Source organism: Bradyrhizobium sp. P5_C11_2, from assembly GCF_054049755.1.
Genome location: NZ_JBFULT010000002.1, coordinates 30,030 through 56,218 on the forward strand (window position 1 = coordinate 30,030; position 26,189 = coordinate 56,218).

Annotated in this window: 26 protein-coding genes; 6 read left to right on the forward strand and 20 right to left on the reverse strand. The window is 66.1% G+C overall.

From position 1 onward, the window contains the following. Positions 1-8 precede the first annotated feature (8 nt). The 4 genes from ACXJL8_RS00460 to ACXJL8_RS00475 are packed head-to-tail and all read right to left on the reverse strand — an operon-like array spanning position 9 to position 3,806. Positions 9-815 (reverse strand): ABC transporter permease, encoded by an 807-nt coding sequence (locus ACXJL8_RS00460; RefSeq protein ID WP_456620668.1) that lies wholly within the window; start codon positions 813-815, stop codon positions 9-11. Then, on the reverse strand, positions 812-1,711 hold the full coding sequence (locus tag ACXJL8_RS00465; protein WP_456620669.1) for an ABC transporter permease: 900 nt from the start codon (positions 1,709-1,711) through the stop codon (positions 812-814). The genes ACXJL8_RS00460 and ACXJL8_RS00465 overlap by 4 nt, the downstream gene beginning before the upstream one ends. Then, a complete protein-coding gene (locus ACXJL8_RS00470) occupies positions 1,708-2,748 on the reverse strand; it encodes an ABC transporter ATP-binding protein (protein WP_456620670.1) in 1,041 nt (346 codons plus the stop codon). Before ACXJL8_RS00470 ends, ACXJL8_RS00465 begins: the two co-directional genes overlap by 4 nt. A 23-nt stretch (positions 2,749-2,771) precedes the next feature. Continuing rightward, a complete protein-coding gene (locus tag ACXJL8_RS00475; RefSeq protein ID WP_456620671.1) occupies positions 2,772-3,806 on the reverse strand; it encodes an ABC transporter substrate-binding protein in 1,035 nt (344 codons plus the stop codon). Positions 3,807-4,082: 276 nt separating this feature from the next. Between ACXJL8_RS00475 and ACXJL8_RS00480 the strand changes: the two genes are divergently transcribed. Continuing rightward, positions 4,083-4,982, forward strand: a complete 900-nt coding sequence (locus ACXJL8_RS00480) for a LysR substrate-binding domain-containing protein (protein ID WP_456620672.1) — start codon at positions 4,083-4,085, stop codon at positions 4,980-4,982. A 254-nt stretch (positions 4,983-5,236) separates the two neighbouring features. Here ACXJL8_RS00480 and ACXJL8_RS00485 read toward each other — a convergent pair whose 3' ends face one another. The 9 genes from ACXJL8_RS00485 to ACXJL8_RS00525 form a co-directional block, all read right to left on the reverse strand. Then, positions 5,237-6,610: an amidohydrolase family protein gene (locus ACXJL8_RS00485; RefSeq protein WP_456620673.1), complete on the reverse strand. Its 1,374-nt coding sequence runs from the start codon at positions 6,608-6,610 to the stop codon at positions 5,237-5,239. Continuing rightward, positions 6,607-8,190, reverse strand: coding sequence for an ABC transporter substrate-binding protein (locus tag ACXJL8_RS00490; protein WP_456620674.1), 1,584 nt, complete (start codon positions 8,188-8,190; stop codon positions 6,607-6,609). The genes ACXJL8_RS00485 and ACXJL8_RS00490 overlap by 4 nt, the downstream gene beginning before the upstream one ends. A gap of 22 nt (positions 8,191-8,212) precedes the next feature. Beyond that, the gene (locus tag ACXJL8_RS00495) at positions 8,213-8,863 is read right to left on the reverse strand and encodes an aspartate/glutamate racemase family protein (RefSeq protein WP_456620675.1); all 651 of its coding nucleotides are present in this window, start codon (positions 8,861-8,863) and stop codon (positions 8,213-8,215) included. Between the two features lie 8 nt (positions 8,864-8,871). Continuing rightward, the gene (locus ACXJL8_RS00500; RefSeq protein ID WP_456620676.1) at positions 8,872-9,756 is read right to left on the reverse strand and encodes a polysaccharide deacetylase family protein; all 885 of its coding nucleotides are present in this window, start codon (positions 9,754-9,756) and stop codon (positions 8,872-8,874) included. After that, complete coding sequence (locus ACXJL8_RS00505; RefSeq protein ID WP_456620677.1) at positions 9,743-10,558, reverse strand: ABC transporter substrate-binding protein; 816 nt, start codon at positions 10,556-10,558, stop codon at positions 9,743-9,745. The genes ACXJL8_RS00500 and ACXJL8_RS00505 overlap by 14 nt, the downstream gene beginning before the upstream one ends. 14 nt (positions 10,559-10,572) lie before the next feature. After that, complete coding sequence (locus ACXJL8_RS00510) at positions 10,573-11,337, reverse strand: amino acid ABC transporter ATP-binding protein (RefSeq protein WP_456620678.1); 765 nt, start codon at positions 11,335-11,337, stop codon at positions 10,573-10,575. Beyond that, positions 11,334-12,191 carry an amino acid ABC transporter permease gene (locus ACXJL8_RS00515; protein ID WP_456684462.1) on the reverse strand — a complete coding sequence of 286 codons (858 nt, stop codon included), beginning with the start codon at positions 12,189-12,191 and terminating at the stop codon, positions 11,334-11,336. The genes ACXJL8_RS00510 and ACXJL8_RS00515 overlap by 4 nt, the downstream gene beginning before the upstream one ends. Beyond that, a complete protein-coding gene (locus ACXJL8_RS00520) occupies positions 12,188-13,012 on the reverse strand; it encodes an ABC transporter substrate-binding protein (RefSeq protein ID WP_456620680.1) in 825 nt (274 codons plus the stop codon). The genes ACXJL8_RS00515 and ACXJL8_RS00520 overlap by 4 nt, the downstream gene beginning before the upstream one ends. A gap of 76 nt (positions 13,013-13,088) precedes the next feature. Then, complete coding sequence (locus ACXJL8_RS00525; protein ID WP_456620681.1) at positions 13,089-14,045, reverse strand: N-carbamoyl-D-amino-acid hydrolase; 957 nt, start codon at positions 14,043-14,045, stop codon at positions 13,089-13,091. Between the two features lie 151 nt (positions 14,046-14,196). Between ACXJL8_RS00525 and ACXJL8_RS00530 the strand changes: the two genes are divergently transcribed. Both ACXJL8_RS00530 and ACXJL8_RS00535 read left to right on the forward strand, forming a co-directional pair. After that, the gene (locus ACXJL8_RS00530) at positions 14,197-15,123 is read left to right on the forward strand and encodes a LysR family transcriptional regulator (RefSeq protein ID WP_456684463.1); all 927 of its coding nucleotides are present in this window, start codon (positions 14,197-14,199) and stop codon (positions 15,121-15,123) included. Between the two features lie 29 nt (positions 15,124-15,152). Continuing rightward, positions 15,153-15,872, forward strand: coding sequence for a type 1 glutamine amidotransferase (locus tag ACXJL8_RS00535; protein WP_456620683.1), 720 nt, complete (start codon positions 15,153-15,155; stop codon positions 15,870-15,872). Positions 15,873-15,992: 120 nt separating this feature from the next. Here ACXJL8_RS00535 and ACXJL8_RS00540 read toward each other — a convergent pair whose 3' ends face one another. The 7 genes from ACXJL8_RS00540 to ACXJL8_RS00570 form a co-directional block, all read right to left on the reverse strand. Beyond that, the gene (locus ACXJL8_RS00540; RefSeq protein ID WP_456620684.1) at positions 15,993-16,460 is read right to left on the reverse strand and encodes a nuclear transport factor 2 family protein; all 468 of its coding nucleotides are present in this window, start codon (positions 16,458-16,460) and stop codon (positions 15,993-15,995) included. Positions 16,461-16,539: 79 nt separating this feature from the next. Continuing rightward, the gene (gene ybgC / locus ACXJL8_RS00545; RefSeq protein ID WP_244550181.1) at positions 16,540-16,944 is read right to left on the reverse strand and encodes a tol-pal system-associated acyl-CoA thioesterase; all 405 of its coding nucleotides are present in this window, start codon (positions 16,942-16,944) and stop codon (positions 16,540-16,542) included. A gap of 112 nt (positions 16,945-17,056) precedes the next feature. Then, on the reverse strand, positions 17,057-17,974 hold the full coding sequence (locus ACXJL8_RS00550) for a metallophosphoesterase (RefSeq protein ID WP_456684464.1): 918 nt from the start codon (positions 17,972-17,974) through the stop codon (positions 17,057-17,059). A 128-nt stretch (positions 17,975-18,102) separates the two neighbouring features. Further along, positions 18,103-19,152, reverse strand: a complete 1,050-nt coding sequence (gene ruvB, locus ACXJL8_RS00555) for a Holliday junction branch migration DNA helicase RuvB (RefSeq protein ID WP_456684465.1) — start codon at positions 19,150-19,152, stop codon at positions 18,103-18,105. A gap of 127 nt (positions 19,153-19,279) precedes the next feature. Next, positions 19,280-19,897 carry a Holliday junction branch migration protein RuvA gene (gene ruvA, locus ACXJL8_RS00560; RefSeq protein WP_456620687.1) on the reverse strand — a complete coding sequence of 206 codons (618 nt, stop codon included), beginning with the start codon at positions 19,895-19,897 and terminating at the stop codon, positions 19,280-19,282. Beyond that, on the reverse strand, positions 19,894-20,421 hold the full coding sequence (gene ruvC / locus ACXJL8_RS00565) for a crossover junction endodeoxyribonuclease RuvC (RefSeq protein ID WP_456620688.1): 528 nt from the start codon (positions 20,419-20,421) through the stop codon (positions 19,894-19,896). Before ruvC ends, ruvA begins: the two co-directional genes overlap by 4 nt. Positions 20,422-20,671: 250 nt before the next feature. Continuing rightward, positions 20,672-21,418 carry a YebC/PmpR family DNA-binding transcriptional regulator gene (locus ACXJL8_RS00570; protein WP_456620689.1) on the reverse strand — a complete coding sequence of 249 codons (747 nt, stop codon included), beginning with the start codon at positions 21,416-21,418 and terminating at the stop codon, positions 20,672-20,674. 208 nt (positions 21,419-21,626) lie between these two features. On the opposite strand from ACXJL8_RS00570, the gene ACXJL8_RS00575 reads away from it, so the two are divergent. From ACXJL8_RS00575 to ACXJL8_RS00585, 3 genes are all read left to right on the forward strand, one after another. After that, the gene (locus tag ACXJL8_RS00575) at positions 21,627-23,375 is read left to right on the forward strand and encodes a methyl-accepting chemotaxis protein (protein WP_456620690.1); all 1,749 of its coding nucleotides are present in this window, start codon (positions 21,627-21,629) and stop codon (positions 23,373-23,375) included. A gap of 199 nt (positions 23,376-23,574) precedes the next feature. After that, positions 23,575-24,999, forward strand: coding sequence for a methyl-accepting chemotaxis protein (locus ACXJL8_RS00580; protein ID WP_456620691.1), 1,425 nt, complete (start codon positions 23,575-23,577; stop codon positions 24,997-24,999). A 375-nt stretch (positions 25,000-25,374) separates the two neighbouring features. Then, a partial coding sequence (locus ACXJL8_RS00585; RefSeq protein WP_456684466.1) for an alanine racemase occupies positions 25,375-26,189 on the forward strand: 815 nt, incomplete at its 3' end.

The following is a 26,189-nucleotide window of genomic DNA, read 5'->3' on the forward strand; positions in this document are numbered from 1 at the left end:
GAGTTCTCCTATCGTCCCGTATCGCCCTTGCCGGCGAGCACACGGTCGAGCCCGTAGAAGCGGTCGAGCAGAATGAGGGCGGTCATGGTGATCGCGATCACGCAGGCCGAGACCGACGTCACCAGCGGATCGATGTTGTCCTGGATATAGAGGAACATGCGCACCGGCAGCGTCTCGGTGCCGGGTGCTGCAAGGAAGACGGTCATGGTCAAATCGTCGAAGGACTGGATGAAGGCGAGCGCCCAGCCGCTGATGACGCCGGGCAGGATCAGCGGCAGCGTGACGCGGCGGAACAGCGTCCAGCCGCCGGCGCCGAGCGAGACCGCGGCCATCTCGACCGAGAGGTCCATGCCGGTCGCGGCCGCCAGCGTCAGCCGCAGCGCGAACGGAAACACGATGATGACATGCGCGATGATCAGCGCCGCGAAGCTGCCACCCATCCCGGCCGAGGTGAAGAAGCGCAGGAAGGCGATGCCGAGCACGACATGCGGAATCATCAGCGGCGACAGGAAGAGAGCTGCAAGCGCATCGCGGCCGCGGAAGCGATAGCGCGCGATCGCCAGCGCCGCCGGCACCGCGAACAGCAGCGCGACGAAGGAGGACAGCGCCCCGAGCCCCAGGCTGACCCAGAAGGCATGGATGAATTCGGGGTAGTTGGCGATGGTCCTGAACCAGCGCAGCGAGAAGCCGTTGGTCGGCAGCGACAGATAGCCCTCGGGCGTGAAGGCGACGAGGCAGACCACCAGGATCGGCGCCACCATGACGATGACGAAGATGGTGTGGAAGATCAGAGCCAGCGGTCCGTTCCTTCTCATCGGAACACCTCGGCATAGCGCCGCTCGATCAGCGCATTGCTGCCGACCACGATCAGAACCAGCGCCACCAGCAGCAGCGTGGCGACCGCAGCACCAAGCGGCCAGTCCAGCGTGTTGAGAAACTCGTCATAGGCGAGCGTCGCCGCGACCTTGAGCCGGCGGCCGCCGATGATCGCAGGCGTCGCGAAGGCACTGGCCGAGAGCGAGAACACGATGATCGCGCCCGACAGCACGCCCGGCATGATCTGCGGCATGATGATGCGGCGGATGATGGTCACAGGTCCGGCGCCGAGCGACATCGCGGCGTTCTCGATCTGCGGATCGAGACGCTGCAGCGCCGCCCACACCGACAGCACCATGAACGGCATCATCACATGCGCCAGCGCGATCACCATGCCGGTCTCGGTGAACATGAACGGAATCGGCGCACGAATCATCCCGGCCGACATCAGGAGCTTGTTAACGAGGCCGTTGTTGCCGCCGAACAGCAACGCCCAGCCGAGCGTGCGCGCCACCACGGAGATCAGGAGCGGCCCGAGGATCACGAGCAGGAAGAAGCTCTTCCAGCGACCGCTCATGCGGTTGAGGATGTAGGCTTCGGGCGCGCCCAACAATGCGGTGAGCAGCGTGGTCAGGATCGCGATGCGAAAGGTCCGCCCGAACATCTCGGCGTAGTAGGGATCGGTCGCGATCTCGCGCCAGTTCTTGAGGATGAAGACCGGCTCGATGCCCTTGTACTGGCCCCAATCGTGGAACGACAGCATCACCGTCATCGCCAGCGGGATCAGCAGCACGCCGACGAACAGCATCAAGGCGGGTGCGGTGAGCGCCCATGGCGCGCGCGCATTGCGCTTCTCGGCGGTACCCTGCGGAGCCGTGGCCGCGACCGCGCTCATGCGGCAACCCCAGTGCGCACGCTCATGTCCTCCGGCCGCCAGGCAAGGCGGACCGCCTCGCCTTCGGCCGGCTGCCGCTCACCGTCATTCTGGCGGATCACGATCGCCGGGCCGCATTCGCTGTCGCACTGGAATAGCCAATGATTGCCCTGGAAGATGCGCATGACGATTTTTGCGTTGAGCCCCGCGTCGCCAAAGCCAATACGTTCAGGGCGAATGCTGACCGTCACGGGGCCACTGAGACCGGCCGGCGCCGGCGCGCTCCAGGAGCCCGCCACCAGCTTCGCGGGCGTCGCGGTCCGATCGACCGTCGCGGCAAAATCGTTGGTCTTGCCCAAGAACTGCGAGACGAAGGCCGAGGCCGGACGCTCGTAGGTCTCCTGCGGCGTGCCGATCTGCTCGATCTTGCCCTGGCTCATCACCACGATGCGGTCGGACAGCGACATCGCCTCGTTCTGGTCGTGGGTGACCAGGATCGTGGTGGTGCCGATGGTGCGCTGGATCTGGCGCAGCTCGATCTGCATCTCCTCACGCAGCTTGGCGTCGAGGTTGGACAGCGGCTCGTCGAGCAGCAGCACGCTCGGCTTGATCACCAGCGCGCGCGCCAGCGCCACGCGCTGCTGCTGTCCGCCGGACATGCGGCGCGGATGGCGGTCCTCATAGCCGGCGAGGCCGACCATCGCGAGCGCGGAGCGGACGCGCTCGGTCCGCTCGGCGCGTGGCACGTTCCGCATCTCGAGGCCAAAGGCGACGTTCTCGGCCGCGGTCATGTGCGGAAACAGCGCGTAGCTCTGGAACACGATGCCGAGCCCGCGCTTGGCGGGATGGATCGCGGCCAGGTCCTTGCCCTCCAGCCGGATCGCGCCGCGCGTGGGATCGAGGAAGCCCGCGATCATCTGAAGGGTCGTGGTCTTGCCGCAGCCGGAGGGGCCGAGGAAGGAGACGAATTCCCCCTTCCCCACCGCCAGACTGAAGTCGTCGACCACAGTCTGCGCCCCGAACTGCTTGCCGACCCGATCGAGCTCGAGATAGGCCATGGCACTGTCTCCGCTATGACCGATCAGCGTTCGACCTCGCGGTTCCAGCGCTTGGTCCACTCCTCGCGCTTCTCGTTGATGACCGTCCAGTCCGGATTATAGAGCTTTGCCGCGCGCTCGCCGATCGGCGCCATCTTGCCGAGCTCCGGCGGTACCACCAGCGATTTCAGCACCGGGCCGTAGCCGTAGTCCTTCAGCAGCACGAGCTGGATTTTTGGGTCGAGCAGCATCTTGATGAAGCTCCCGGCAAGCGGCGAGGCATTGGGCTTCGTGATCGGACACGCCGTCGTCAGCAGCGTCGCGGCGCCTTCCTTCGGGTAGACGAAGTCGACGGGGAAGCCGGTATTGGCAAAGCTCTGCACGCGGCCGGTGCCCCACACCGCGATCACGGCCTGGCCGGACTGGAACAGCTCGGTCATCTTGCCGGGTGACGGCTCATAGGCGAGCACGTTCGGATTGATCTGCTCCTTGAAGATCTTGAAACCGGAATCGACGTTGGACTCGCCGCCGCCATTCATCTTCGACAGCATGACCAGCGCTTCGAGACCGTAGGTGTTGTTGATCGGCGGGATGACGAGCTGCTTGGCGTATTTCGTGTCCTTCAGATCGTTCCACGAGGTCGGCGGCGCCCAGCCCTTCTCGGCAAACACCTTGGTGTTGTACATCAGGCCGGTGGCGACGATGCCGATCGCCACCGCGCGATCGTCCTTGAAGCGTGCGGTGTCGTAGAGGTCGGCCGGCACCCCGTCGAGCTTGCCGCAGAAGCCGAGCTGGATCGCCTGGTACATCGGGCCGTCATCGACAATGGCGACGTCGATCTGCTGGTTGCCCTTCTGGGCCTGGAGCTTTGCCAGCGTGTCGGTGGAGTTGCCGGCGACGTATTCGACCTTGACGCCGTTTTGCTTCTCGAAGGCGGGGATCACCTCGTCGCGGATGGTCTTCTCGAACGAGCCGCCGTAGCCGGCGACATAGAGGGTTTTCTGCTGGGCCGAGGCGACCGACGGGGCGGCAATGAGCGCCGCGATGCTGACCGCTGTCAGAAGGCGAAGAGTCTTCATGTGGACCGATCTCCAATACCGGAATGAGCTGACGTGCCGACGAGTCTCGCTGGCTGAAGCGCGTTGCCGCATTTCCTTCCGCGCAAACGCCTCCCCGATCAGGGCTCCGGCCCCTGGTCGGCGGTTTTGACGCGATCCGGAGGTTTGAACCCCTCCAATCTGCCGAAAAAGCGGGCTGTCTCCAGTCCTGATGAAAAAGATCGCAAACCCGAGCTTCCATCGTCCAATGAATAATGGCACCCTCTGCATGCCTAAATGTTATGAATGGAATTTGGGATGGCCCGGATCAATTCCCGGCAGGTGGAGGCCTTCCGCGCGACGATGCTGACCGGCAGCGTGACCGAGGCGGCGGCGCTGATGACCGTGACGCAGCCGGCGGTCAGCCGGTTGCTGCGCGACCTCCAGGCGCTGTTGAAGATGGAGTTGTTCGAACGGCGCGGCACCGGCCTCGTGCCGACCGCCGCGGCGATGGCGCTCTATACCGAAGTGGAGCGCTCCTTCGTCGGACTCGAACGCATCACCGCAGCGGCGGAAGAAATCCGCGGCCGCCGCACCGGCTCATTGCGAATTGCAGCACTGCCAGCGCTGTCGAACGGCTATCTGCCACGGCTTACCGGTCACTTTCTGAAGGAGCGGCCGAACCTCAACCTTGCCTTCTTCGGCGTGATCTCGCCGATCGTGGTCGACTGGGTGCTGAACAATCAGTGCGACGTCGGCTTTGCCGAGGTGCCGATCGCGCATTCCGGCCTGCCGAGCCAAAGGCTGCCAGCGCCGGCGCGCGTCGCGGTGCTGCCGACCGGTCACCGCCTCACGGAGAAGGAAGTGCTGGAGCCGCGCGACTTCGAGGGCGAGACGTTCATCTCGCTGTCTGCGGGGTCGTCGAGCCGGCACCTGGTCGACCAGGTTTTCCATCGCCACGATGTCCGCCGCGTGCTCAGGGTCGAGACCACGCTGTCGGAGATCATGTGCGGCATGGTGTCGTCAGGCCTTGGCGTCGCCATCTGCGATCCCTTCACCGCGCAGGAATTTTCCACCCGCGGCGTCGTCGTGCGCCGCTTCCTGCCGCGCATCGACTTCGAATTCTCCGCGGTCTTTCCGGCGCAGCGCAGCCCCTCGCCGGTGGCGCTGGATCTGGTCGAGACCATGCGCAAGTCGCTCGCGGAGTTTGAGGATTAGATCGAGAGTTTCGATTGCGGAGACAGCCCCTCACCCCACCCTCTCGCCGTAAGAACGGGGCGAGGGAGTGAGAGAGCGGCGCGTCCCTCACTCCAAAGGCCAGCTGAACGGGTGTCGCGTGCCGCGAGTCTTAACCTCTCCCCGCCCTGTCGCGGGGAGAGGTCGGATTGCGAAGCAATCCGGGTGAGGGGCCGGGCACTGTGCTGCCAAGATCGGACGCCATCCGGCTCGCAAAGCCAGCTACAAGGCRACCCTCAGCCGTTGAACGCGGCCTGCGCCTCCGGCAGGTCCCAGATCTTGCCGATCGCAGCGCTGCCTGCCGCTGTGATCGCCGCCTCATCCGCGCCGACATAGCGGCCGGCATCGACCAGCACGCGGCCGTCGACCACGACCTGGTCGATATTGGCGCGGTTGGCGAGCGCGATCAGCGCGCGGCGCGGATCGAACAGCGGCTGGAGATGCGGATGGGTGAGATCGACCACGGTGAGATCGGCGGTCGCGCCCGGCTCGATCCGGCCGAGGTCCGGCCGCCTGATGACGTCGGCGGCAATCGCCGTATTCGCCTCGATCAGTTCGGGCGAGTTGGCGACGTCGGCACGCTGGGATGTGACCTTGGAGATCAACGAGGCGGCGTTGAGCTCGCCGAGCAGGTCCATGTTGTAGCCGTCGGTGCCGACCACGGTGCGCACGCCGTGCTCTGCGAACCGGCTGAACGCCGCGGTGATTCCGGCGCGCGCGAACACCCGCGGGCAGTTCAGCACGGTCATGCCGCGCGCGGCCATCAGCTTGAGGTCGTCGTCGGTGCTGAACATGCAATGCGCCGCCATGAGATCGGGCGCGAGCAGGCCGAGCCAGTCGAGATATTGCGCCGGCGTGCGGCCGCCATAGCGCTTGCCGATGGTCTCGACCTCGGCACGGCTCTGCGCCATATGCGTCGTGATGGGCACGCCGAGCTCGCGCGCCCGGGTGGCGCAGGCCTTCAGCAGGTCGGGGCCGCAGGTGTCGGTCGCATGCGGGCTCATCGCGAGGCCGATGCGGCCGTCGCCGCGATTGTTCCAGCGCTGATAGAGCGCGTCCCACGTCGCCATGTCGGCGGCGCCGTCGTCGCCGGAGTACTGAACCACGCCGTCCGGACCGGCCTTGGCGTCGGAGGTGGAGAAGAGATAGGGCGCGCCGTAGAAGCGGATGCCCATCTCTTCCGCCGCGTCGAACATCTCGGGGATCGAATTGCGGAACGGCTCCATCACCGTGGTGGCGCCGCCCTTGAGGAGCTGGAGGATGCCGAGCCGCGCGACCGCCATGCGTTCTTCCGCCGACAAGATATCGGCGCCGCGCTTGGTCAGCGGCAGCAGCACTGTGTAGACGATGCTCTGGTTGTTCTTGCGGCCGTTGCCGTCCTCGCTGTGGCTGCGCGCCACCGCCTCGCTGAAACAGTGATTGTGCAGATTCAGCAGGCCCGGCAGAACGAAGCGGCCGGGACGGTCGTAAGTTTGATCCGCACGCGGCCTGTCGCGCGTGATCGCGGCGATCTTCTTGCCTTCGACCAGGACCCAATGGTCGCGCAACACGTCCTGCGCGCCGTCTTTCCGTGACAGCACATAGCTGCCGAAGATTGCTGTGGTGCTCATGCGGGGCGTACGTTCCAGAAGACGGCGGTGCCGTCGAGAATGCCGGTGATGGCTTTGCGATAGGCGGTCGGCTGCTTGTACAGGCCGATTGGAATATAGGGGATTTCCTCGAATGCCACCGCCTGGATCTCGCGGCAGATGCGCTGCTGCTCGGCAAGCTCGGCGGCCGCCAGCCACTGGCTGCGCAAGGTCCCCATCTTCTCGCTCGCATACCAGCCGGCGACCTTGCCCTCGCCGCGGATGTTGGTGTTGCCGGCCGGGTTGAGCCAGTCGATGCCCTGCCAGTTGCCGACCGCCGCGCTCCAGCCGCCCTGCCCGATCGGATCCTTCTTGAGCTGGCGCTGCAACACGACGGCGAAATCGAGCCCGGCATATTCGACGTTCATGCCGGCCTTGCGCAGACTGTCGACGGCGATCTCGCCGAGCGGTTTTTGCGCCAGCGAATTGGTGGGGACGAGCAGCACGATCTTCTCGCCGTTGTAGCCAGCGGCCTTCAGATCCGCCTTGACCTTGGCGTAATCGCGCGGCCCGCGGAAGACGTCGAGACCGACGTCGCTGGCCATCGGCGTGCCCGGCGCGAAGTAGCCGATTGGCGAGACCTGGAAGGCCGGATCGGTGCCGGCAACCGCGGTCATGAAGGCGGACTGATCGATCGCACCCAGCAGCGCACGGCGGATCGCGGGATTGTCGAACGGCGGCTGGAGGTGATTGAGGCGCAGCATGCAGGCGTAGCCGCGGGGGTCGAGGATGCGCGTCTCGATGTCGCCGGCGGCCTTGATGACGGGAAGCAGATCGTGCGGCGTGGTTTCCTGCCAGTCCTGCTCGCCGGTCTGGAGCGCGGCGACGCCGGTGCCAGCATCGGGCGTGGTGGTCCAGACCACCCGGTCGTAATGGACGATCTTCGGGCCCGCGGTCCAATCCGGCTTGCCGTCGCTGCGCGGCTGATAGCGATCGAACTTGGCATAGGCGTTGCGGGCGCCCTGCACGCGCTCGTCGGCGAGATAGCGGAACGGGCCGCTGCCGATCACTTCGGTCAACGGCTTGAACGGATCCTGGCTCGCCAGCCGCTCGGGCATCATGAAGCAGGGGTTGATCGCGGCCTTGCCGAGCGCCTGCGGCAGCAGCGGGAACGGACGCTTGAGGCGGAAGCGGATGGTGCGGTCGTCAGCGGCCGACAGTTCTGCCGTCGCCTCGATCAGCTCGCCGCCAAACCCGTCGCGAGCGGCCCAGCGGCGGATGCTCGCAACGCAATCGCGCGCCAGCACGCGCTCGCCGTCGTGCCAGAACAGGCTGTCACGCAGGGTGAGGTCCCATTGCAGTTGGTCGCCGGAGATGGCCTGGCCCGACAGCATCTGCGGCGAGACCTGGAGCGAGGAGCTCATGCCGTAGAGCGTGTCGTAGACCATGAAGCCGTGGTTTCGCGACACCTGCGCGGTCGAATAGATGGGATCGACGAAGGCGAGATCGATGACGGGGATGAAGCGCAGCGTGGTCTGGGATTCGGCGCGGACGATGCCCGGGAACGACAGCGCCGGCATTGCTGCGGCGGCCTTGAGGAGCGAGCGGCGGGAGACGGGCATTACAAGAGGCTCCTGAAGGATCTTATGTGTTCAACAAAACTGCACCGATCGCGGCTGCGACGGCCTGCTGCGCCGGCTCGACGACCGGCACGCCGATCGCCTCCGCAATCGCCGCGCGATGCGACGCCATGCCGGCGCAGCCCATCACCACGACGTCGGCGCGGCATTGCGTGACCAGCGCGCGGCCGGCTTCGATCAACCGGCCGCGGATGTCCGCGCCCGCCGTTTCCGCCGCGCTCGCGCCGACCGACCAGCTTCCGGCATAGCGGCTATCGACGCCCATCAGCCGCGCCATGCGCTGCTGGCGGCGGATGCTCGACGGCGACAGCGCGATGACACCGAAACGTTCGCCCAGCATCAGCGCGCGAAAGATGCCGCATTCCGCGATCCCCATCACCGGACGGCGGCCTGCCGCCTCGCGCACCGCATGCAGGCCGGGATCGCTGAAGCAGGCCAGCACGAAGGCATCGGCATCATCGCGCGTGACGCGGTTGACCAGCGGCATCACGACGCTGTCGGCATCGCGTTGCGAGCTGATCCCGGGCGGCCCCTCGGCGAGGCCGACCACCTCGATCTCCGGTCCGCCGGCGATTCGCAGCGGCGTGACCGCATCGTCGATCGCCGCCGTCACCGACGCGGAGGAGTTCGGATTGATGACGAGGATGCGGGTCATGGCATTGCCTAGCGGTTACCGGCCTCGTGGCGCAGGAAGTTTTCCGCGATCTTCTCGCCGGTGGTGATCCAGACGTCAGGGCACGACTTTGCGTAGGTCAGGAATTCGCGCAGCAGGCGCAGCCGCATCGGACGGCCGCTGCATTGCGGGTGCAGCACCGTCGTCACCATCGCACCCCAGTCGCGCACCTCATCGAGTTCGTCCTTCCAGATCGAGAGCACATGCTCCTTGGGGAAGATCGAGCGCGGGCTGAAACGGGCCGAGAGGCCGTGCATCCAGTCGTCATAGCTCGCGGTCACCGGCAGCTCGATCGTGCCGGGCTTGCCGTCGGCGAGGCGATGGCGATAGGGCCTGACGTCGTCGCGAAACGACGAGGTGTAGACGATGCCATGGCGCACCAGTGCTGCGCGCAGCTCCTCCGTGAACTCGCCATAGGGCGCACGATAGCCGGTCGGCCTGACGCCAAGCCGGCGCTTCAGCGCCTCGAAGCCGCGCTCCAGTTCCTCCTCGATCCAGGGATCGCCGGGATCGGGCAGCAGATGGTGATAGCCGTGATGACCGATCTCGTGGCCGGCCTTGAGGATGGATTCGGCCATCGCCGGATGCGCATCGACCGACCATCCCGTGACGAAGAACGTCGCCTTGAGGTCGAGTTGGTCGAGCAGCTCCAGCAGCTTCGGCGTGCCGACGCGCGCCTCGTAGCCGCCATAGCTCATGGTGATGAGCCGCTGCGCGTGCACCGCATCCTTGCTGGTCCAGGCGCTTTCCGCGTCCACGTCGAACGACAGGAACATCGCCGAATTGTACGGCTTCGGCCACGGGTATTCCGGCGCGGGATCCGCAGTGTTGGCCGGAACGAGCGGGATGCTCTGGAGTGCCTTACTGTCCAGCATTGATGGTCGCCTTCTCTATTGCGTTGTCGCTCAGTTTCCACTTGGCGAGCAGGGTACGATAGGTGCCGTCGGCAATCAGCGCGTCGACTGCCTCCAGCATGGCCTGCTGAAGCGCCTTTTCCTTGACCGGCAGGGCGATGCCGGTGAATTGCTGCGAGATCGGCGTGCCGACCGGCGCATACGCGCCGGGCTCGAGGTCCATGATGTAAGGCAGCGTCTCGTTGCCCTGCACGGCGGCGTCGATGCGGCCCTGCTTGAGCTGGGTGCGGGCATCGGCCGAGCCGTCGGTGCCGACGAAGACGATCGGAGCGCTACCGCAGTTCTTCTCGCTCCAGGCCGCGATCTCGGCCGGAAACTTGGTGCGACGGCTGGCGCCAACCTTCTTGCCGCAGAGCGCGGCCATGTCCTTGAACTCGGCCGCGCGCGACTGCTGCACGAAGAAGTTCGGACCGCTTTTGAGATAGTCGATGAAGCTCGCCGTCTCATGCCGGCTCGCGTAGTCCGTGAAGCCCGAAAGGATCGCATCGACGCGGCCGGTCGAGATCGACGGCATGAACTGGTCGAAGCTGGTCTCCTGCCACTCGATCTTGACTCCGAGCTTGCGGCCGATCGCCTCGCCGAGCTCGACATCGAAGCCGGACAGCGCGCTGGTGGCGGGATCGCGGAACTCCATCGGCGGATAGTTCGGCACGATCGCGACCTTGATGCTGCCGCGCTTGGCGATCTCGGCCGGCAAGTCGATCGCCATTGCCGAAGCCGTTGTGGCGCACGCCAGCGCCGTCGCAAGAAGAAGTCTGATCATCGAAACGCCCCCATTCAGATCACTGCCGAAAGAAATGCCCTGGTGCGCTCCTCGCGCGGCGCGCCCAACACGTCGGAGGCGCGGCCCTGCTCGACGATCGCGCCCTGGTCCATGTAGACGACACGGTCGGCGACCTCGCGGGCGAAGCCGAGCTCGTGCGTCACCACCATCATGGTCATGCCGCTCTTCGCCAGCTCCTTCATCACCGCGAGCACCTCGCCGACCAGCTCCGGGTCGAGTGCGCTGGTCGGCTCGTCGAACAGCATCAGCATCGGTTTCATGGCGAGCGCGCGGGCAATCGCCACGCGCTGCTGCTGGCCGCCGGAGAGTTGCGCGGGATAGGAGTCTGCCTTGGTCGCGAGCCCGACGCGCCTGAGCAGCTCGAGCGCCTCGGCGCGCACCTCATCGAATTTGCGGCCCTGCACCTGGAGCGGGCCTTCGGTGATGTTCTCCAGCGCGGTCTTGTGCGGAAACAAATTGAAGCGCTGGAACACCATGCCGGTCTTCAGCCGCTGCCGACCGATCTGGCGCTCGGTCAGGCGATGCAGCCGTCCGTTCTGCTCGCGCACCCCCAGCAGCTCGCCGTCGAGCCAGATGCCGCCGGCATCGATCGCGGCGAGCTGGTTGATGCAGCGGAGCAGCGTGGTCTTGCCCGAGCCGGAGGCGCCGATCAGACACATCACCTCGCCGGGCCAGATGTCGAGCGAGATGTTCTTGAGAGCCTGAAACTCTCCAAAACTCTTGCTGACGGAGCGGATCGCGACGAGCGGTTTTGTCATCGCGCCAACCGCAATGTGCCGCGTGCAAAACGGCGTTCGAGCAGCATCTGGAGCGGCGTCAGGATCGAGACGACGAGCAGGTACCAGAGCCCGGCGACGATCAGGAGCTCGATCACGCGGGAATTGGCGYAGTAGATGTTCTCTGCGTTATGCAGCACTTCCGGATACTGGATCACGCTCGCGAGCGAGGTCGCCTTCACCATGCCGATGAACTCGTTGCCGAGCGGCGGGATCACCACGCGCATCGCCTGCGGCAGGATGATGCGGCGCAACGCGCGCAGCCGTCCCATGCCGATCGCCTGCGCCGCCTCATATTGCCCGATGTCGACCGACAGCATGCCGGCACGCATCACCTCGGAGGTATAGGCGCCCTGGTTGATGCCGAGTCCGAGCAGCGCGGCGAGGAATGGCGTCATGACGTCGACGGCGCGCGCGCTCCACAGGCCGGGGATGCCGATGGTCGGGAATACCAGCGCGAGATTGAACCACAGCAGCAGTTGCAGGATCAGCGGCGTGCCGCGGAACAGCCAGGTGTAGCCGGCCGCGACCGTCTTCAGCACCGGATTGGGCGACAACCGCATGATCGCGACGACGATACCGAGGAAGATGCCGAGCGCCATCGCCAGCACGGCCATCACCATGGTGTTGACGATGCCTTCGAGGATCACCTTGGCGGTCAGGAAGCGGCTGACATAGGACCATTCGATCTGGCCGCCTGCAAAGGCGCGCCCGATCGCCGCCAGCACCAGGACGATCAGGGCTGCGCTGAGCCAGCGAAACCAGTGCGGCTCGCGCGCGATCCGCATCCCCGACAGATCGGGAAAACCCTCCGCGAGTGCCGGTGCCGGCTTCATTGCGGCGCCGCGTTCAGCATGGGCTGGGCGACCGCATTCGCCCCCAGACCCCATTTGTCGAGCACGGCCTTGTAGGAGCCGTCGGCGATCATGCCGGTGAGCTTCTCCGTCACCACTTCGCGCAAGGCTGCATCGTCCTTGCGGAACATGATGCCTTGATAGCCGGTGGACAACTGCTCGCCAACGACGCGGTATTTGCCGGGCTCCTGCGTCTGCGCATAAGGCAGCGTCTCGCTGCCCTGCACGGCGGCGTCGACGCGGCCCTGCTTGAGCTGGTTGCGGACGTCGATCGAGTTCTCGCCCGGGACGTACTGGATGGCCGGCTTGCCGACCGCCTCGCAATTCTGCTTGCTCCACTTCTCGATCTCGACCGGGAAACTGGTGCTGCGCGTGGTGCCGACCTTCTTGCCGCAGAGATCGGTCGCGGCCTTGGTCACGCTCTCCGCCATGACGAAGAACTGCGGGCCGGTCGCGAGATAGTCGACGAAATCGGCCGTCTCGCGCCGCGAGGCGCGGTCCGAGATGCCGGAGATGATGAAGTCGGCGCGTTTGGTCTGGAGCGAGGGGATCAGCTCGGCGAACGGCGTCTCGCTCCAGACGATCTTCACGCCGAGCCGCTTGGCGAGCTCGTTCGCAAGGTCGATGTCGAGCCCGACCAGCTCGCTGGTGGCGGGATCGCGATATTCCATCGGGGCGTAGGTCGAGTTGACCGTCAGCCGCAGGGTGCCCGCCTGCTTGATCTCCGCCGGGAGTTCGGCGGCTTTGGCGGACGCAATGGCAGCCAGCGCTGCAAGACCGAGAGAGAGCGAGAGGCGTGTCATGTCAGCTCCTTTGCCAATCTTCTTCCTGTGCCGATCTTTTCCTTTTGACGACGCTTGCCAGCGCCGTGCCACTTGCTCAGTCGGCGTCGAGGACGGCCGGCTCGATGACGCCGGCGCGCTCGGTGATCACCCGGTACTGCTCGGGCCGCCGATGGGCGGCGAAATTGAACATCTTGTCCTTGCCCTGGCGGCAGAGGTCGAGATCGATGTCGGCGACGACCACCTCGTCCGCCAGCGTCTCGGCCTGCGCGACGATGCGGCCGTTGGGATCGACGATGCAGGAGCCGCCGATCAGGCCGGAACCATCCTCCTCGCCCGCCTTCGCCACCGAGATCGCCCAGGTCGCGTTCATGTAGGCGTTGGCTTGCGTCACCAGTGTCGAGTGGAAGGTGCGGAGCGCCCCGTCTTCCGTCGTGCCGCCATTGGGATCATAGGCCGCCGAATTGTAGCCGATGCAGACGAGCTCGACGCCTTGCAGGCCGAGCACGCGCCAGGATTCCGGCCAGCGGCGATCATTGCAGATCATCATGCCCATGATGGCGTGGGCCCAGGCCGAGCCGGCGCGGAAGGCGGGGAAGCCGAGGTCGCCATATTCGAAATAGCGCTTCTCGAGTTGCTGATAGCGCGCACCCGGGCGCGGCTCGACCGAACCGGGCAGATGCACCTTGCGATAGCGGCCGAGAATCTCGCCGTCGCGGTCGACCAGGATGGCGCAATTGTAGCGGCGGCCGTCCGGCGTCAGCTCGGCATAGCCGACATAGAAGCCGACACGCAGCGCCCGCGCCCGATCGAACAGCTTGGCGACGGCCGGGTTCGGAATGCTGCGCTCGAAGTACTGGTCGAGCGCCTCGCCCTCCAGCAGCCAGCGCGGAAAGAAGGTCGTGAAGGCAAGCTCGGGAAACACCACGAGGCTGGCACCACGGCCGGCCGCTTGCTCCAGCAGGTCGATCATGCGGCCCAGCGTATGCTCGCGCGTATCGGCTTTTTGCGTCGGCCCCATCTGGGCGGCGGCGGCGCGAAGGACACGAACCAAGATTGCCTCCAATCTGTGCGCAGTGCTGCCTCAATGGGCGGATGAACCCATTGATCCAGCGTGCAAATCCGCTGCCATTACGCGCAAGCGGGGCTGCAAAAGCAATTCGTTCTGCTATGATCTTTTGGCCCAGAGTATAATCGGCGGTGATATGAACCTGCGTCAGCTCGAGATCCTGCGTGCCGTCATCCGCCATCGCACCACGGTTGCTGCGGCGGACGAGCTGGCGCTGTCGCAGCCCGCGGTCAGCAACGCGCTGAAGACGATGGAGACGCAGGCGGGATTCGCGCTGTTCGAGCGCGTCAACAACCGGCTGTTCCCGACCGCGGAAGCGATGGCGCTCTACAAGGAGAGCGAGGCGATCTTCGCGCTGCATGCCAAGCTCGAGAACCGCGTGCGCGATTTGCGCGAGAACCGCTCCGGCCATCTTGCCATCGTGGCGACGCCGCCGCTCGCCTACAGCATCATCCCGTCTGCGCTATCTGGCTTCCTGCGACGCCGTCCCGAGACGCGCGTCTTCTTCGACGTGCGCCGCTATGAGGGCATCATCGAGGGCGTGCTCAGCCGTGTCGCCGAGCTCGKCTTCGCGCTCGGCCTGACGCATCATCCCGGCATCGCGCATGAGGTGGTGCACACCGGCGAGATGGTGTGCGTGCTGCCGCCGCAGCACCCGCTCGCGGACAGACCCGTGATCTCGGCCGCTGATCTCTCCGGCCTGCCCTTCATCGGGCTCGAGCGCGGCACGCGACTCGGTGAAGCCGTGCGCGACAGTTTTGCCCGGGCCGGCGCGCCGTTCCAGCCGACCGTCGAGGTGCGCTACTGCAACACCGCCTGCGTGCTCGCCGCCGCCGGCGTCGGCGCCGCGGTGGTCGATCCGTTCTCGCCGCGGCAGAATGGCGGCCTCGGCCTCGTCGTCAGGCCATTCGCGCCGACAACGCGCGCGGTCGCCTACATGCTGTGGTCGGAAGCCGAACCCCTGTCACGCCTCGCCAAGGCCTTTCTCAACGAGGTTCGCAAGGAGAGTGCGCTGCTGGAGCGCACAGCACCACACCAGCAACATGGGGCAGAAAGCGACTGAGCTTCGCAACCTTTTGACCCGGGGGGCACATGGCACGCATCACCATCATCGAGACGGGAAAAGTCCCGCAAAAATATCGCGAGCGGCACGGCTCGTTTCCGGACATGTTCGAACGCATGGTCCGCGCCGAGGATCCGGCGGCCACAGTCGACGTGGTCAGCATCCCGAATGGCGACGCACTCCCCGATCCGGGCAAGCTGGAGGCCGTGCTGATCACCGGCGCGGCCGCCGGCGTCTATGACGGGCTGGACTGGATCGCGCCGCTGGAAGAATTCGTTCGCACCGCCTATGCAAACAGGACGCCCATGGTCGGCGTCTGCTTCGGCCATCAGCTGATCGCGCAGGCGCTCGGCGGCACCGTGCGCAAGTCGGAGAAGGGCTGGGGCATCGGGCGCCACGTCTATCAGGTGCTGCCGGAGAACGGCGTCGTCGAAGGCGAAGCGGTCGCGATCGCCGCCTCGCATCAGGACCAGGTGATCGAGCCGCCGACCGACGCGCTGACGATCCTCTCGTCCGAATTCACCCCGCATGCCGGCCTGCTCTACGCCAACGGCGCCACGCTGACCGTGCAGCCGCATCCGGAGTTCGACGTGGAGTTCGCGCAAGTGTGCTGCGAGCTCCGCGACGGCAAGGCGCCGGAGGATGTCGTCGCGACGGCGAGGGCGTCGCTGGCAGAGCCGATGGACAACGCCAAGCTGGGTGGCGCGATCACGAGGTTTTTGGCGCGCAAATCCATCCCCTCATCCTGAGGAGCGCGCTCTCGCGCGCGTCTCGAAGGATAGAGGCCGAGATGCGGCAGCGGGGCCTGCATGGTTCGAGACGCCGCTTCGCGGCTCCTCACCATGAGGGGCGAAAGTTGCTTGCGCGCCTCAGAACGGGTCAGTCCCCAGCCCCGCCACATCCGCCGGCCGCGGCCCCGGCGCCGGCCAGTGAAAGCGGCGGTCCTTCTCTGCGATCGCGATGTCGTTGATCGAGGCTTCGCGCCGCCGCATCAGCCCGTGCTCGTCGAACTCCCACTGCTCGTTGCCGTAGGAGCGATACCACTGGCCGGACGCGTCGTGCCATTCGTACTGGAAGCGCACCGCGATGCGGTTGCCGTCGAAGGCCCAGAGGTCCTTGATCAGGCGGTAGTCGTGCTCCTTCTCCCATTTGCGGGTGAGGAACGCGACGATGGCCTCGCGGCCCTGGAACACTACCGAGCGATTGCGCCAGCGGCTGTCCTCGGTGTAGGCGAGCGAGACGCGCACCGGATCGCGTGAATTCCAGGCGTCCTCGGCCATGCGGGCTTTTTGCGCGGCAGTCTCTCTCGTGAACGGCGGAAGCGGCGGGCGCGACATGGCTGGCCTCATCGGTTGACGGGAGCGCAAATCTATCGCCGCACACGGCGGTGTCGAGAGGCGATTGCCTATCGGGCGATCACGAAATCAGATCGGCCTTCATCAATGTCCGGATCGATTTCGGGATCGGCTGGGCGCGGCCGCCGCTGATGAAGGCGACGCGCACCTCGGCCTTCACCAGCACGTCCTCGCCGCGCCGCACCTCCTGCGCCAGCATGATCGAGGCGCCCTTCACCGCGACCGGCCAGGTCACGACGTCGAGCACGTCGTCCATCCGCGCGGGCTTGAGGAAATCCAGATGCATCGAGCGCACGACGAAGGCGAATCCGGCATCCTCCGTCGCGGGCTGCTCGAACAATGCCTGCTGCTCGGCGCCCATCAGGCGAAGGTGATTGGTCCGCCCGCGCTCCATGAAGCGCAGATAATTGGCGTGATAGACGATGCCGGAAAAGTCCGTGTCCTCGTAATAGACGCGGACCTGCATGTGGTGGCGGCCGTCGCGGATCTCGCCGTCGAGATGAGCTGTCACGTCGCGAGCCTCTTCTTTTCAGATAGAGGCCCGTTTTGCGCAAAAACGGCCGGACGCGCAAGCCGAACTACGCCACCACAGGCCCTCGCCCCAGCGTCACCTCGACGATCTCGGGCGGCACGCCGACGCGGATCGGCATGAGGCTGCAACCGAGGCCGCCGGAAACGATGACGTCGCATTTGAGCCGGAAATGGCCGTAGGCGAGCCGGAGGCCATGCTGCCGCGAAACGGCCGGCGACCAGCCGAGCAGGCGGATCTGGCCGCCATGGGTGTGGCCGGACAGTTGCAGCGCGACGCGCGCGGGCACGCGCGGCGCGATGTTGGGCTCATGCGCGAGCAGGATGATCGGCGCGTCGTCGGTCACCTTTGCCAGCGTCGCATTGAGATCGTCGGCGCCGAAGCGCTGCACGCGGCMGTAACGCTGCGCTGGAAAATAGGCGAGCTGATCGCCGAGGCCGGCGAGCCAGAAGGAGCGGCCGTCCTTGGTCAAGCGCACGGCGTCGTTCTCGTAGACGGGAATGCCGGCCACCTCGAGCGCGCGATGCGCCACCGTCGGCCCGTGCCCGGCCCGCTGCACGACCTTGTCGTCCCAATAATCGTGATTGCCCATCACGGCGTGAACGCCGAGCGGCGCCTTCAGGCCGGCCAGCACCCTCGCCCATTCGTTGGCCGGAATGATGCGGGTGACCTGGTGGAGACCGGCGACATAGTCGCCGAGCAGCACGATGAGGTCGGCGTTCAGCGCGTTGGTACGGTCGACGATGGCCTCGATCCGATCCAGCGACATCCAGGGATCGCAGGCGTGAATATCGGCGATCACGGCGATCTTCAGCGGAAAGTCCACGGGCCATTGCCGCGGGGTCGGATGATAGCGGGTGACGCGAAGGCGCAGCACCGGCTCGACGCCGACGCCATAGGCGGCGGTCGAGATGCCGAGGGCGGACAGACCGCCGATGGAACGGATGAGATGACGGCGCGTGATCATGGAAGCCCGGTCGTGATGCGCTTTCCGTAATGCGGCCCGATTGGAGCGGAATTGGGGTGCGCTTGTGCAGACCGTCTGCACAAGATTACCGGAAATTCATGATAGAAGGAGCGCTTTGGAGGCGCAAATCAATCGTCGCTCTCGTCCGTGCCGAACAGGCCGAACTGCGCCGCGTCGCGCGAGGGCTCTGCGATGCCGAGATGGCGGAAGGCGTGCGAGGTGAGCAGGCGGCCGCGCGGGGTGCGCTGGAGGTAGCCGCACTGGATCAGATAGGGCTCGATGATGTCCTCGATCGCGTCGCGCGGCTCGGACAGCGCGGCGGCCATCGTCTCGACGCCGACCGGGCCGCCGCCATAGTTCTGCGCGATGGTCGTAAGGTAGCGGCGGTCCATGGCATCTAAGCCTGCGGCGTCGACCTCGAGCGCGCTCAGCGCGTGGTCGGCGATCTTGCGGTCGATCGAGGCGGCATCGGCGGCGGAGGCGAAATCGCGCACGCGCCGCAACAGGCGGCCGGCGATGCGCGGCGTGCCGCGGGCGCGGCGCGCGATCTCGTTGGCGCCGTCCGCGCTCATGCCGACATTGAGCACCCGCGCGCCGCGGGTGACGATGCTTTCCAGCTCCTCGATGGTGTAGAAGTTCAACCGGACCGGAATGCCGAAACGATCGCGCAGCGGATTGGTGAGCAGGCCGGCGCGCGTGGTGGCGCCGACGAGCGTGAATTTCGACAATTCGATCTTGACCGAGCGCGCCGCCGGGCCCTCGCCGATGATGAGATCGAGCTGAAAGTCCTCCATCGCGGGATAGAGCACCTCTTCCACCGCCGGGCTGAGGCGATGGATCTCGTCGATGAAGAGTACGTCGCGCTCTTCGAGGTTGGTGAGGAGCGCGGCGAGATCGCCGGCCTTGGYGATCACCGGGCCCGACGTCGCGCGAAAGCCGACGCCGAGCTCCTTGGCCACGATCTGCGCCAGCGTGGTCTTGCCGAGGCCCGGGGGGCCTACGAACAGCACGTGATCCAGCGCCTCGCCGCGCTTGCGCGCCGCCTCGATGAAGATCGAGAGATTCTTGCGCGCCTGCTGCTGGCCGACGAAGTCGGACAGCGACTGCGGGCGCAGCGCGGTGTCGCCGACGTCATCGGAGCGGCGCTCGGGCGTGACCATGCGGGGGGGCGTGGTCATGCGGATAAGCCTGATCGTAGGGTGGGCAAAGGCGCTCTTCGCGCCGTGCCCACCATATCTCCGATCATTCTACAGATGGTGGGCACGCTTCGCTTTGCCCACCCTACGAGATTGACCATCGACGCGCTCACTTCGAGAGCTCCTTCAGGCCGAGCCGAATGAGCTGCGCGGTCTCGGCAGTCTCGCCGGCACTGCGCGATGCCGCCGCGATGGCGGCGGCCGCCTGCGGCTGGCCGTAGCCGAGATTGACCAGCGCGGAGATCGCATCCGCGACGGGCCGCGGCGCACGCTGGTCGTCGACGGCGCCGGCGAGGTGCACAACGGCCGGATCGACATTGGCAAACGCCGGCGCCTTGTCCTTCAATTCGGTGACGATGCGCTCAGCGACCTTGGGGCCGACGCCGGGCGTGCGCGCCACCGCGGCCTTGTCGCGTAGCGCAATGGCGTTGGCGAGATCGGAGGGCGCCAGCGTCCCGAGCACGGCGAGCGCGACTTTTGCGCCGACGCCCTGCACGGTCTGGAGCAGGCGAAACCATTCGCGCTCCTGGTCGGTGCGAAAGCCGAACAGTTTGATTTGGTCCTCGCGGACATAGGTCTCGATCGACAACACGGCGGCTTCGCCCGGCGACGGCAGATGCTGCAGCGTCCGCGTCGAGCAATGCACCTGATAGCCGACGCCGCCGACGTCGAGGAGCACATAATCCTCGCCGTAGGAATCGATCAGGCCCTTGAGCTTGCCGATCATATCCCAACCACCTTCAGCCGCAGCGCCGTGCTCTGGCGGTGATGGGCGTGGGTGATGGCGATGGCGAGCGCGTCGGCGGCATCCGCGGACGGCGGCTCGGCCTTGGGCAGCAAAATCTTCAGCATCATCGCGATCTGGTGCTTGTCGGCGTGGCCGGCGCCGACCACGGTCTTCTTCACCTGGTTCGGCGCGTATTCGGCCACCGTGATGCCGAACATTGCGGGCGCCAGCATGGCGACGCCRCGGGCCTGGCCGAGTTTCAGCGTCGCGACGCCGTCCTTGTTCACGAACGTCTGCTCGACCGCGGCTTCCATCGGCTTGTGGTCGGAGAGCACGGCCGCGAGCCCTTCATGGATCGCGAGCAGGCGGCTTGCGAGCGGCAGGTCGTCCGGCGGTTCCACCGAGCCGCAGGCGACGTAGACGAGCCGATTGCCCTCGGACTCGATCACGCCCCAACCGGTGCGGCGCAGGCCGGGGTCGATGCCAATGATGCGAACGGGGACGCGAATCGGGAGCGCGGTCATGGGCCAGTGATAGCGGCTGGCCGCTGTGGGGGAAACAGAAACAGAACGAAAGTAACAGGGGAAGTGGGGTCGGCCCTTCGCCTCTCCCCGCTTGCGGGGAGAGGCCGGAATGCGCGCGAAGCGCGGATTCCGGGTGAGGGGGACTCTCCGCGAGTCCGTCTGTCAGCGTCTACGCGGAAACAGCCCCTCACCCCGACCCTCTCCCCGCAAGAGCGGGGCGAGGGGGTGCACCGTCCAAGCGGAACGAACCCTACCCGCCCATCTTCGCCATCAGCGCGTCCGAGACCTCGAAATTGGCGTAGACGTGCTGGACGTCGTCGTGCTCGTTGAGCAGGTCCATCAGCTTCAGCAGCTTCTCGCCGGTCTCGTCGTCGACCGCGACCGTGTTCTGCGGCTTCCAGATCAGCGCGGCCTTGCGCGGCTCGCCGAATTTGGCTTCCAGCGCCTTGGCGACGTCGCGATAGCTTTCGGTCGAGGCGTAGATCTCATGGCCGCCCTCGCCGGAGATGACGTCGTCGGCGCCGGCCTCGATCGCGGCATCGAGCACCGCATCGTCGGAGGCGACGCTGCGGTCATATTCGATGATGCCGGTGCGGTCGAACATGAAGGAGACCGAGCCTGTTTCGCCGAGGTTGCCGCCCGACTTGGTGAAGAAGGAGCGGATGTCGGAGGCGGCGCGGTTGCGATTGTCGGTCAACGCCTCGACGATGACGGCGACGCCGCCCGGGCCATAGCCTTCGTAGCGGATCTCGTCATAGTTCTCGCCGTCGCTGCCGAGCGCCTTCTTGACGGCGCGCTCGATATTGTCCTTCGGCATGTTCTCCTGGCGCGCCGCGGTGATCGCCGCACGCAGGCGCGGGTTCATGTTGGGATCGGGCGTCCCCAACTTGGCCGCAACGGTGATTTCCCGCGCCAGCTTGCCGAACAGCTTCGACTTCTGGGCATCCTGCCGCCCCTTGCGGTGCATGATGTTCTTGAATTGGGAATGTCCGGCCATGCGTGGTCTCTTGGTCTCTAGGGAAGTGTCCGCCAGCGAGAGTGGGAAGCGCGGCCTTATAGGCCGCCAACCCACCGGAATGAAAGGGTCTCTCATACTTTAAGGTAATACCGTAGGGCCCCCTGTCCAGATGTTAGGCATCGTTAACCCTGACTTCATTCCGGCCTGCGAAAATAGCGACCGCCCGTCCCCCGACAAGAGTGACCTGATGGCGTTCGGACTATTTCGGAAGCGTCTGCCGGATTCGGCCGCGCCTGCGACAGCCCCGCAAGCTGCGCCGCCTGCCGTCAATGCCGAGCCCGCGCCGGCCGCCGAGAGCGATTCGGCCAGGGAAATCCTCGAACTGCTGGAACTCGAGCTGGGCGCGATGATTCGCCAGCTTGAGCGTGCCGCCAATTCGGTCGCCGGCGGCGCGGAGGCGACCGCGGCGACGCTTGCCGATATCCGCCTGCGCACCGACGCGCTGACCGGCCGGACCAATTCCGCGCAATCGACCGCCTCCACCTTCGCCCAGGCCGCCGACAAGTTCACCCAGTCCGCACAGGGAATCGGCGCGCAGGTCCGCGCGGCCGGCAAGCTCGCCGACGAGGCCAGCGCCGCGGCGCAGGAGGCGCGCGCCAATGTCGACCGGCTGCGCGAGTCCTCGGCCGCAATCGGCAATGTCGTCAATCTGATCGCGCAGATCGCGCGGCAGACCACGCTGCTCGCGCTCAACTCGACCATCGAGGCGGCGCGCGCCGGCGCGGCCGGCAAGGGCTTCGCGGTCGTCGCCACCGAGGTCAAAGCGCTCGCGGTGCAGACCCAGGGCGCGACCGAAGAGATCACCAGGAAGATCGACGCGCTGCAGCGTGACGCGGCCGGATCGGCGGATGCGGTCCATCGCATCTCGCAGGCGATCGAGGCGATCCGGCCGGTGTTCGACACCGTCAACGGCGCCGTGGCCGAGCAGAACGCGACCACCGGCGAGGTCTCCAACAACGCGGCCAGCGCGTCGCAGTTCATCATCTCGGTCGGCGAGAGCGCCGCCGAGATCGATGCCGCGACCAAGGCCGCCGCGACCCACGGCGAGAGCGTCGCCAGTGCCGGCAAGGCCGTCACCACCTTCGCGCAGAAGCTGAAATCGCGCTGCGCGATCCTGCTCCGGCAGAGCGAGCACGACGATCGCCGCAAGACCGAGCGGCTGCCCTGCCATCTCAAGCTCGAGACCGCGCGCGGGCTGATGCCGGTCTACGAAATCGCGATGGATGGCGTGCTGATCGGCGGCGCGGACGCAGGCCGGCTCGCGCCGCAGGGCATCATCGACGGCAGCCTCGAAGATGTCGGCTCGTGCCGCCTGCGTGTCATCGAGCAGTCCAAGGCCGGCGCCCGCACCCAATTCGTCGGCCCTACCGCCGAGCTGAACGAGAAGATCGAGGACAAGCTCTGGTCGATCCACGAGGAGAACACGGAGTTCGTCACCCGTGCGCTGGAGGCGGGCAACGCGCTGACCAGGATCTTCGAGCAGGCGGTTGCGCGCGGCGAAGTCAAGATCGACGATCTCTTCGATACCGATTACGTCGAAATCGCCGGCACCAATCCGCAGCAATACCGCACCAGATATCTGGACTGGGCCGACCGCGCGCTGCCGCCGTTCCAGGAGGCGTTCCTGGCCAAGGAGCCCCGCATGGCGTTCTGCGCCATGGTCGACCGCAACGGCTTCCTGCCGGTGCACAACAAGATCTACTCGCATCCGCAACGGCCGGGCGACGCCGCCTGGAATACGGCCAACTGCCGCAACCGACGGATTTTCAACGATCCGGCGGGGTTGGGGGCCGCGCACAACCTGCGCTCGTATCTGATCCAGAGCTATGCGCGCGACATGGGCAACGGGAACACGGTCATGATGCGCGAGATCGACGTCCCGGTCCGCGTGCAGGGCCGGCACTGGGGTGGATTCAGGACGGCCTATAAGCTCTAGCGCGCAATCCGAAAAAAAGCGTGCCGCGGTTCTTCAAAAAGATCATGCGCAAACAAGGAGCTAAAGCGCGATGACAATTCTTCGCGCCTGAGTGCACGCTCAGGCAAGACGCCGGACGCGAATCATCCTTTAGAATCGGGATTGGAATGGGAATGCCGCGGAGGGCCGGCGCACGGCTCTGACTGGAGGAAGCCCAAACATGTCCGTCGCGCAGCTTGCAGTATTGGACACCGGATCGAACCGGACGCTGGCCGAGCGCCTCATCGACCAGCTTGCCGACCGCATCGGCGGCCTCGGCGTGGAACTTGCCGACATCGCCGGCAACGTCCAGGAGGTCGCAAGCCGCGTCGCGAACCAGTCTGAACGGTTTCATCACCTCCAGAAGACGGCCGAGACGATGGTCTCGGCCAACCACGACATCGCCAATGCGTCGCAGGCGGTGCAGTCGACCACCTCGGCCGCCGTCGGCGAGATCGCGCAGTCGCGCGGCGCGGTCGACGCCGCGGTCAGCCACATCTCGGAGCTCGTCGCCGCTGTGGGCCGGATCGAGGCGCGCTTGAGCGCCGTCGGCTCCGCGCTGGCGCAGGTCGCAAAGGTGTCCGGCTCGATCGAAGCGATCGCGAAGCAGACCAATCTGCTCGCGCTCAACGCGACCATCGAGGCCGCGCGCGCCGGCAATGCCGGACGCGGCTTCGCGGTGGTGGCAAGCGAGGTGAAGAACCTCGCGGAAGCCACCCGCCAGGCCACGCATCAGATCTCCGACACCGTGCGCGATCTCGACGGCCAGATCGAAGGCCTGATCGGCGAGAGCAGCGACGCCTCGCTGCGCGCAAAGACCGCGGGCGAAGGCGCCCAGCAGATCTCCGGCATCATCTCGCGCGTGCAGCAGGGCTTTGCCTCCGTCGAAGCCGAGATCGACAGCGTCACGCGCGCGGCGACCTCCAATCTCGGCCATTGCGACACCGTCATCACAGAGCTCAACGAGCTGGCCAAGGGCGTCGACCTCTCCTCGCGCGATCTCAAGAACGCCGACCAGCGGGTGACCAAGCTGCTCGACACCTCCGAAGGCCTGATCGCGATGATCGCCGACAGCGGCGTGGAGACGTCGGACGCGCCGCTGATCCGCGCGGTCGTCGAGACCGCCAGGCAGATCTCGGCCGAGTTCGAGGCCGCGATCGATCGCGGCGAGATCACGCTCGACCAGCTCATGGACGAGAAGTACCGGGAAATTCCCGGCACCGATCCAAAGCAGTATCTCACCAGCTACGTCGACTTCGCCGACCGCGTGCTGCCCGCCATCCAGGACCCGATCCAGAAATCCGACCCCCGCATCGTTTTCTGCGTCGCCTGGGCCAGGGGCGGCTACCTGCCGACCCACAATCCGAACTACCGCCTGCCGCAGGGCAAGGACCCGGTCTGGAATAACGCCAATTGCCGCAACCGCCGCCTGTTCAGCGACCGCGCGGTGAAGAAGGTCGCGGCCAACACAAAACCCTTCCTGCTGCAAACCTATCGCCGAGACATGGGCGGCGGGCAGTTCGTGCTGATGAAGGACCTGTCGTCACCGATCATGGTCCGCGGCAGGCACTGGGGCGCGTTCCGCATGGGTTTTCGGCAGAGCTGACGACCGCTCCTGCGGCCCTCACATCAAAATCTGAAAAACAACCCCATGCACAGTAGCCGGGGCGTGAGGAATCAATGGCTTGCGCCTCATCGCACGCAAGGCGCCTGACGAACCCTTGACCCGTCGGGCAAAACAGGGATAGAATACCAATATTCCGAAATCGTACTTGCAGCAGAGGGGCTGCTCACCGCACGAGTCCTGCGTCTGCCCCGGAGCAGATCAGCGACGGGTCCTGGTGCGAGCCCTTCTCACGTTGCTCGTCGACCTTTGCAGCCGAGCGTCGAAGCCGCCAGCACTGGTGCGACGGCCGTTGTTGCCATAGAAAGGCTGCCGCATATTCGGGGCGCGAGCCCGAACACAATCAGCTGGTTTTCGATGTCCCTTCCACCCACCCAAATCGGCGCGCCGCTTTCCGAGATCGATACACCGGCGCTGATCATCGACCTCGACGCCTTCGAGCGCAATCTCGACACGATGGCGACAGCGGTCGGCAAGCTCGGCGTTCGGTTGCGTCCGCATGCGAAGACCCATAAGTCACCGATCATCGCGGCCAAGCAGATCGCGCGCGGCGCGGTTGGCATGTGTTGCCAGAAGGTTGCCGAGGCCGAGATCCTGGTGGCGGGCGGGGTGAGTGACGTCCTCGTCAGCAATGAGGTCGTGGGTCTGCGGAAGCTGGAACGGCTCGCGTCCCTCGCGCGCCACGCGCGCATCAGCGTTTGCGTCGACAATTCGATCGTTCTTGAGCAACTGGCGCTCGCCGCGGAACGGGCCGGCTCGCAGATCGAAGTCCTGGTCGAGGTCGACGTCGGTGCCGGTCGCTGCGGCGTCAGGCCGGGGCCAGCCGCAGCCGGCCTGGCGCGGCAGGCGGCGGGTTCGCGCTTCCTGTCGTTCGGCGGCTTACAGGCCTACCACGGCTCCGCCCAGCACTTGCGCACGCCGGAGGAGCGGCGCGCTGCCATCGCCAGTGCCGCGAACGCGACCATGGAAACACTTCGCGTCCTCAAGGAGGCAGGCTTTCAATGCCGGACGATTGGAGGCGCGGGAACCGGGACGTTCGAACTCGAAGGCGCTAGCGGCGTCTGGAACGAATTGCAGGCCGGCTCCTATATTTTCATGGACGCCGACTACGCGAAAAACGTCGCCGACGGGACGCGCAATGCCAACCTGTTTGAGCATGCGCTGTTCGTGAT

Coding starts and splice junctions, on each gene's coding strand:
- ACXJL8_RS00460 (WP_456620668.1), bottom strand. CDS start 815: ATGAGAAGGAACGGACCGCTGGCTCTGATCTTCCACACCATCTTCGTC.
- ACXJL8_RS00570 (WP_456620689.1), bottom strand. CDS start 21,418: ATGGCCGGACATTCCCAATTCAAGAACATCATGCACCGCAAGGGGCGG.
- ACXJL8_RS00535 (WP_456620683.1), top strand. CDS start 15,153: ATGGCACGCATCACCATCATCGAGACGGGAAAAGTCCCGCAAAAATAT.
- ACXJL8_RS00490 (WP_456620674.1), bottom strand. CDS start 8,190: ATGCCCGTCTCCCGCCGCTCGCTCCTCAAGGCCGCCGCAGCAATGCCG.
- ruvA (WP_456620687.1), bottom strand. CDS start 19,897: ATGATCGGCAAGCTCAAGGGCCTGATCGATTCCTACGGCGAGGATTAT.
- ACXJL8_RS00580 (WP_456620691.1), top strand. CDS start 23,575: ATGTCCGTCGCGCAGCTTGCAGTATTGGACACCGGATCGAACCGGACG.
- ACXJL8_RS00575 (WP_456620690.1), top strand. CDS start 21,627: ATGGCGTTCGGACTATTTCGGAAGCGTCTGCCGGATTCGGCCGCGCCT.
- ACXJL8_RS00465 (WP_456620669.1), bottom strand. CDS start 1,711: ATGAGCGCGGTCGCGGCCACGGCTCCGCAGGGTACCGCCGAGAAGCGC.
- ACXJL8_RS00510 (WP_456620678.1), bottom strand. CDS start 11,337: ATGACAAAACCGCTCGTCGCGATCCGCTCCGTCAGCAAGAGTTTTGGA.
- ACXJL8_RS00485 (WP_456620673.1), bottom strand. CDS start 6,610: ATGAGCACCACAGCAATCTTCGGCAGCTATGTGCTGTCACGGAAAGAC.
- ACXJL8_RS00480 (WP_456620672.1), top strand. CDS start 4,083: ATGGCCCGGATCAATTCCCGGCAGGTGGAGGCCTTCCGCGCGACGATG.
- ACXJL8_RS00475 (WP_456620671.1), bottom strand. CDS start 3,806: ATGAAGACTCTTCGCCTTCTGACAGCGGTCAGCATCGCGGCGCTCATT.
- ybgC (WP_244550181.1), bottom strand. CDS start 16,944: ATGCAGGTCCGCGTCTATTACGAGGACACGGACTTTTCCGGCATCGTC.
- ACXJL8_RS00500 (WP_456620676.1), bottom strand. CDS start 9,756: ATGCTGGACAGTAAGGCACTCCAGAGCATCCCGCTCGTTCCGGCCAAC.
- ACXJL8_RS00505 (WP_456620677.1), bottom strand. CDS start 10,558: ATGATCAGACTTCTTCTTGCGACGGCGCTGGCGTGCGCCACAACGGCT.
- ACXJL8_RS00495 (WP_456620675.1), bottom strand. CDS start 8,863: ATGACCCGCATCCTCGTCATCAATCCGAACTCCTCCGCGTCGGTGACG.
- ACXJL8_RS00520 (WP_456620680.1), bottom strand. CDS start 13,012: ATGACACGCCTCTCGCTCTCTCTCGGTCTTGCAGCGCTGGCTGCCATT.
- ACXJL8_RS00540 (WP_456620684.1), bottom strand. CDS start 16,460: ATGTCGCGCCCGCCGCTTCCGCCGTTCACGAGAGAGACTGCCGCGCAA.
- ACXJL8_RS00470 (WP_456620670.1), bottom strand. CDS start 2,748: ATGGCCTATCTCGAGCTCGATCGGGTCGGCAAGCAGTTCGGGGCGCAG.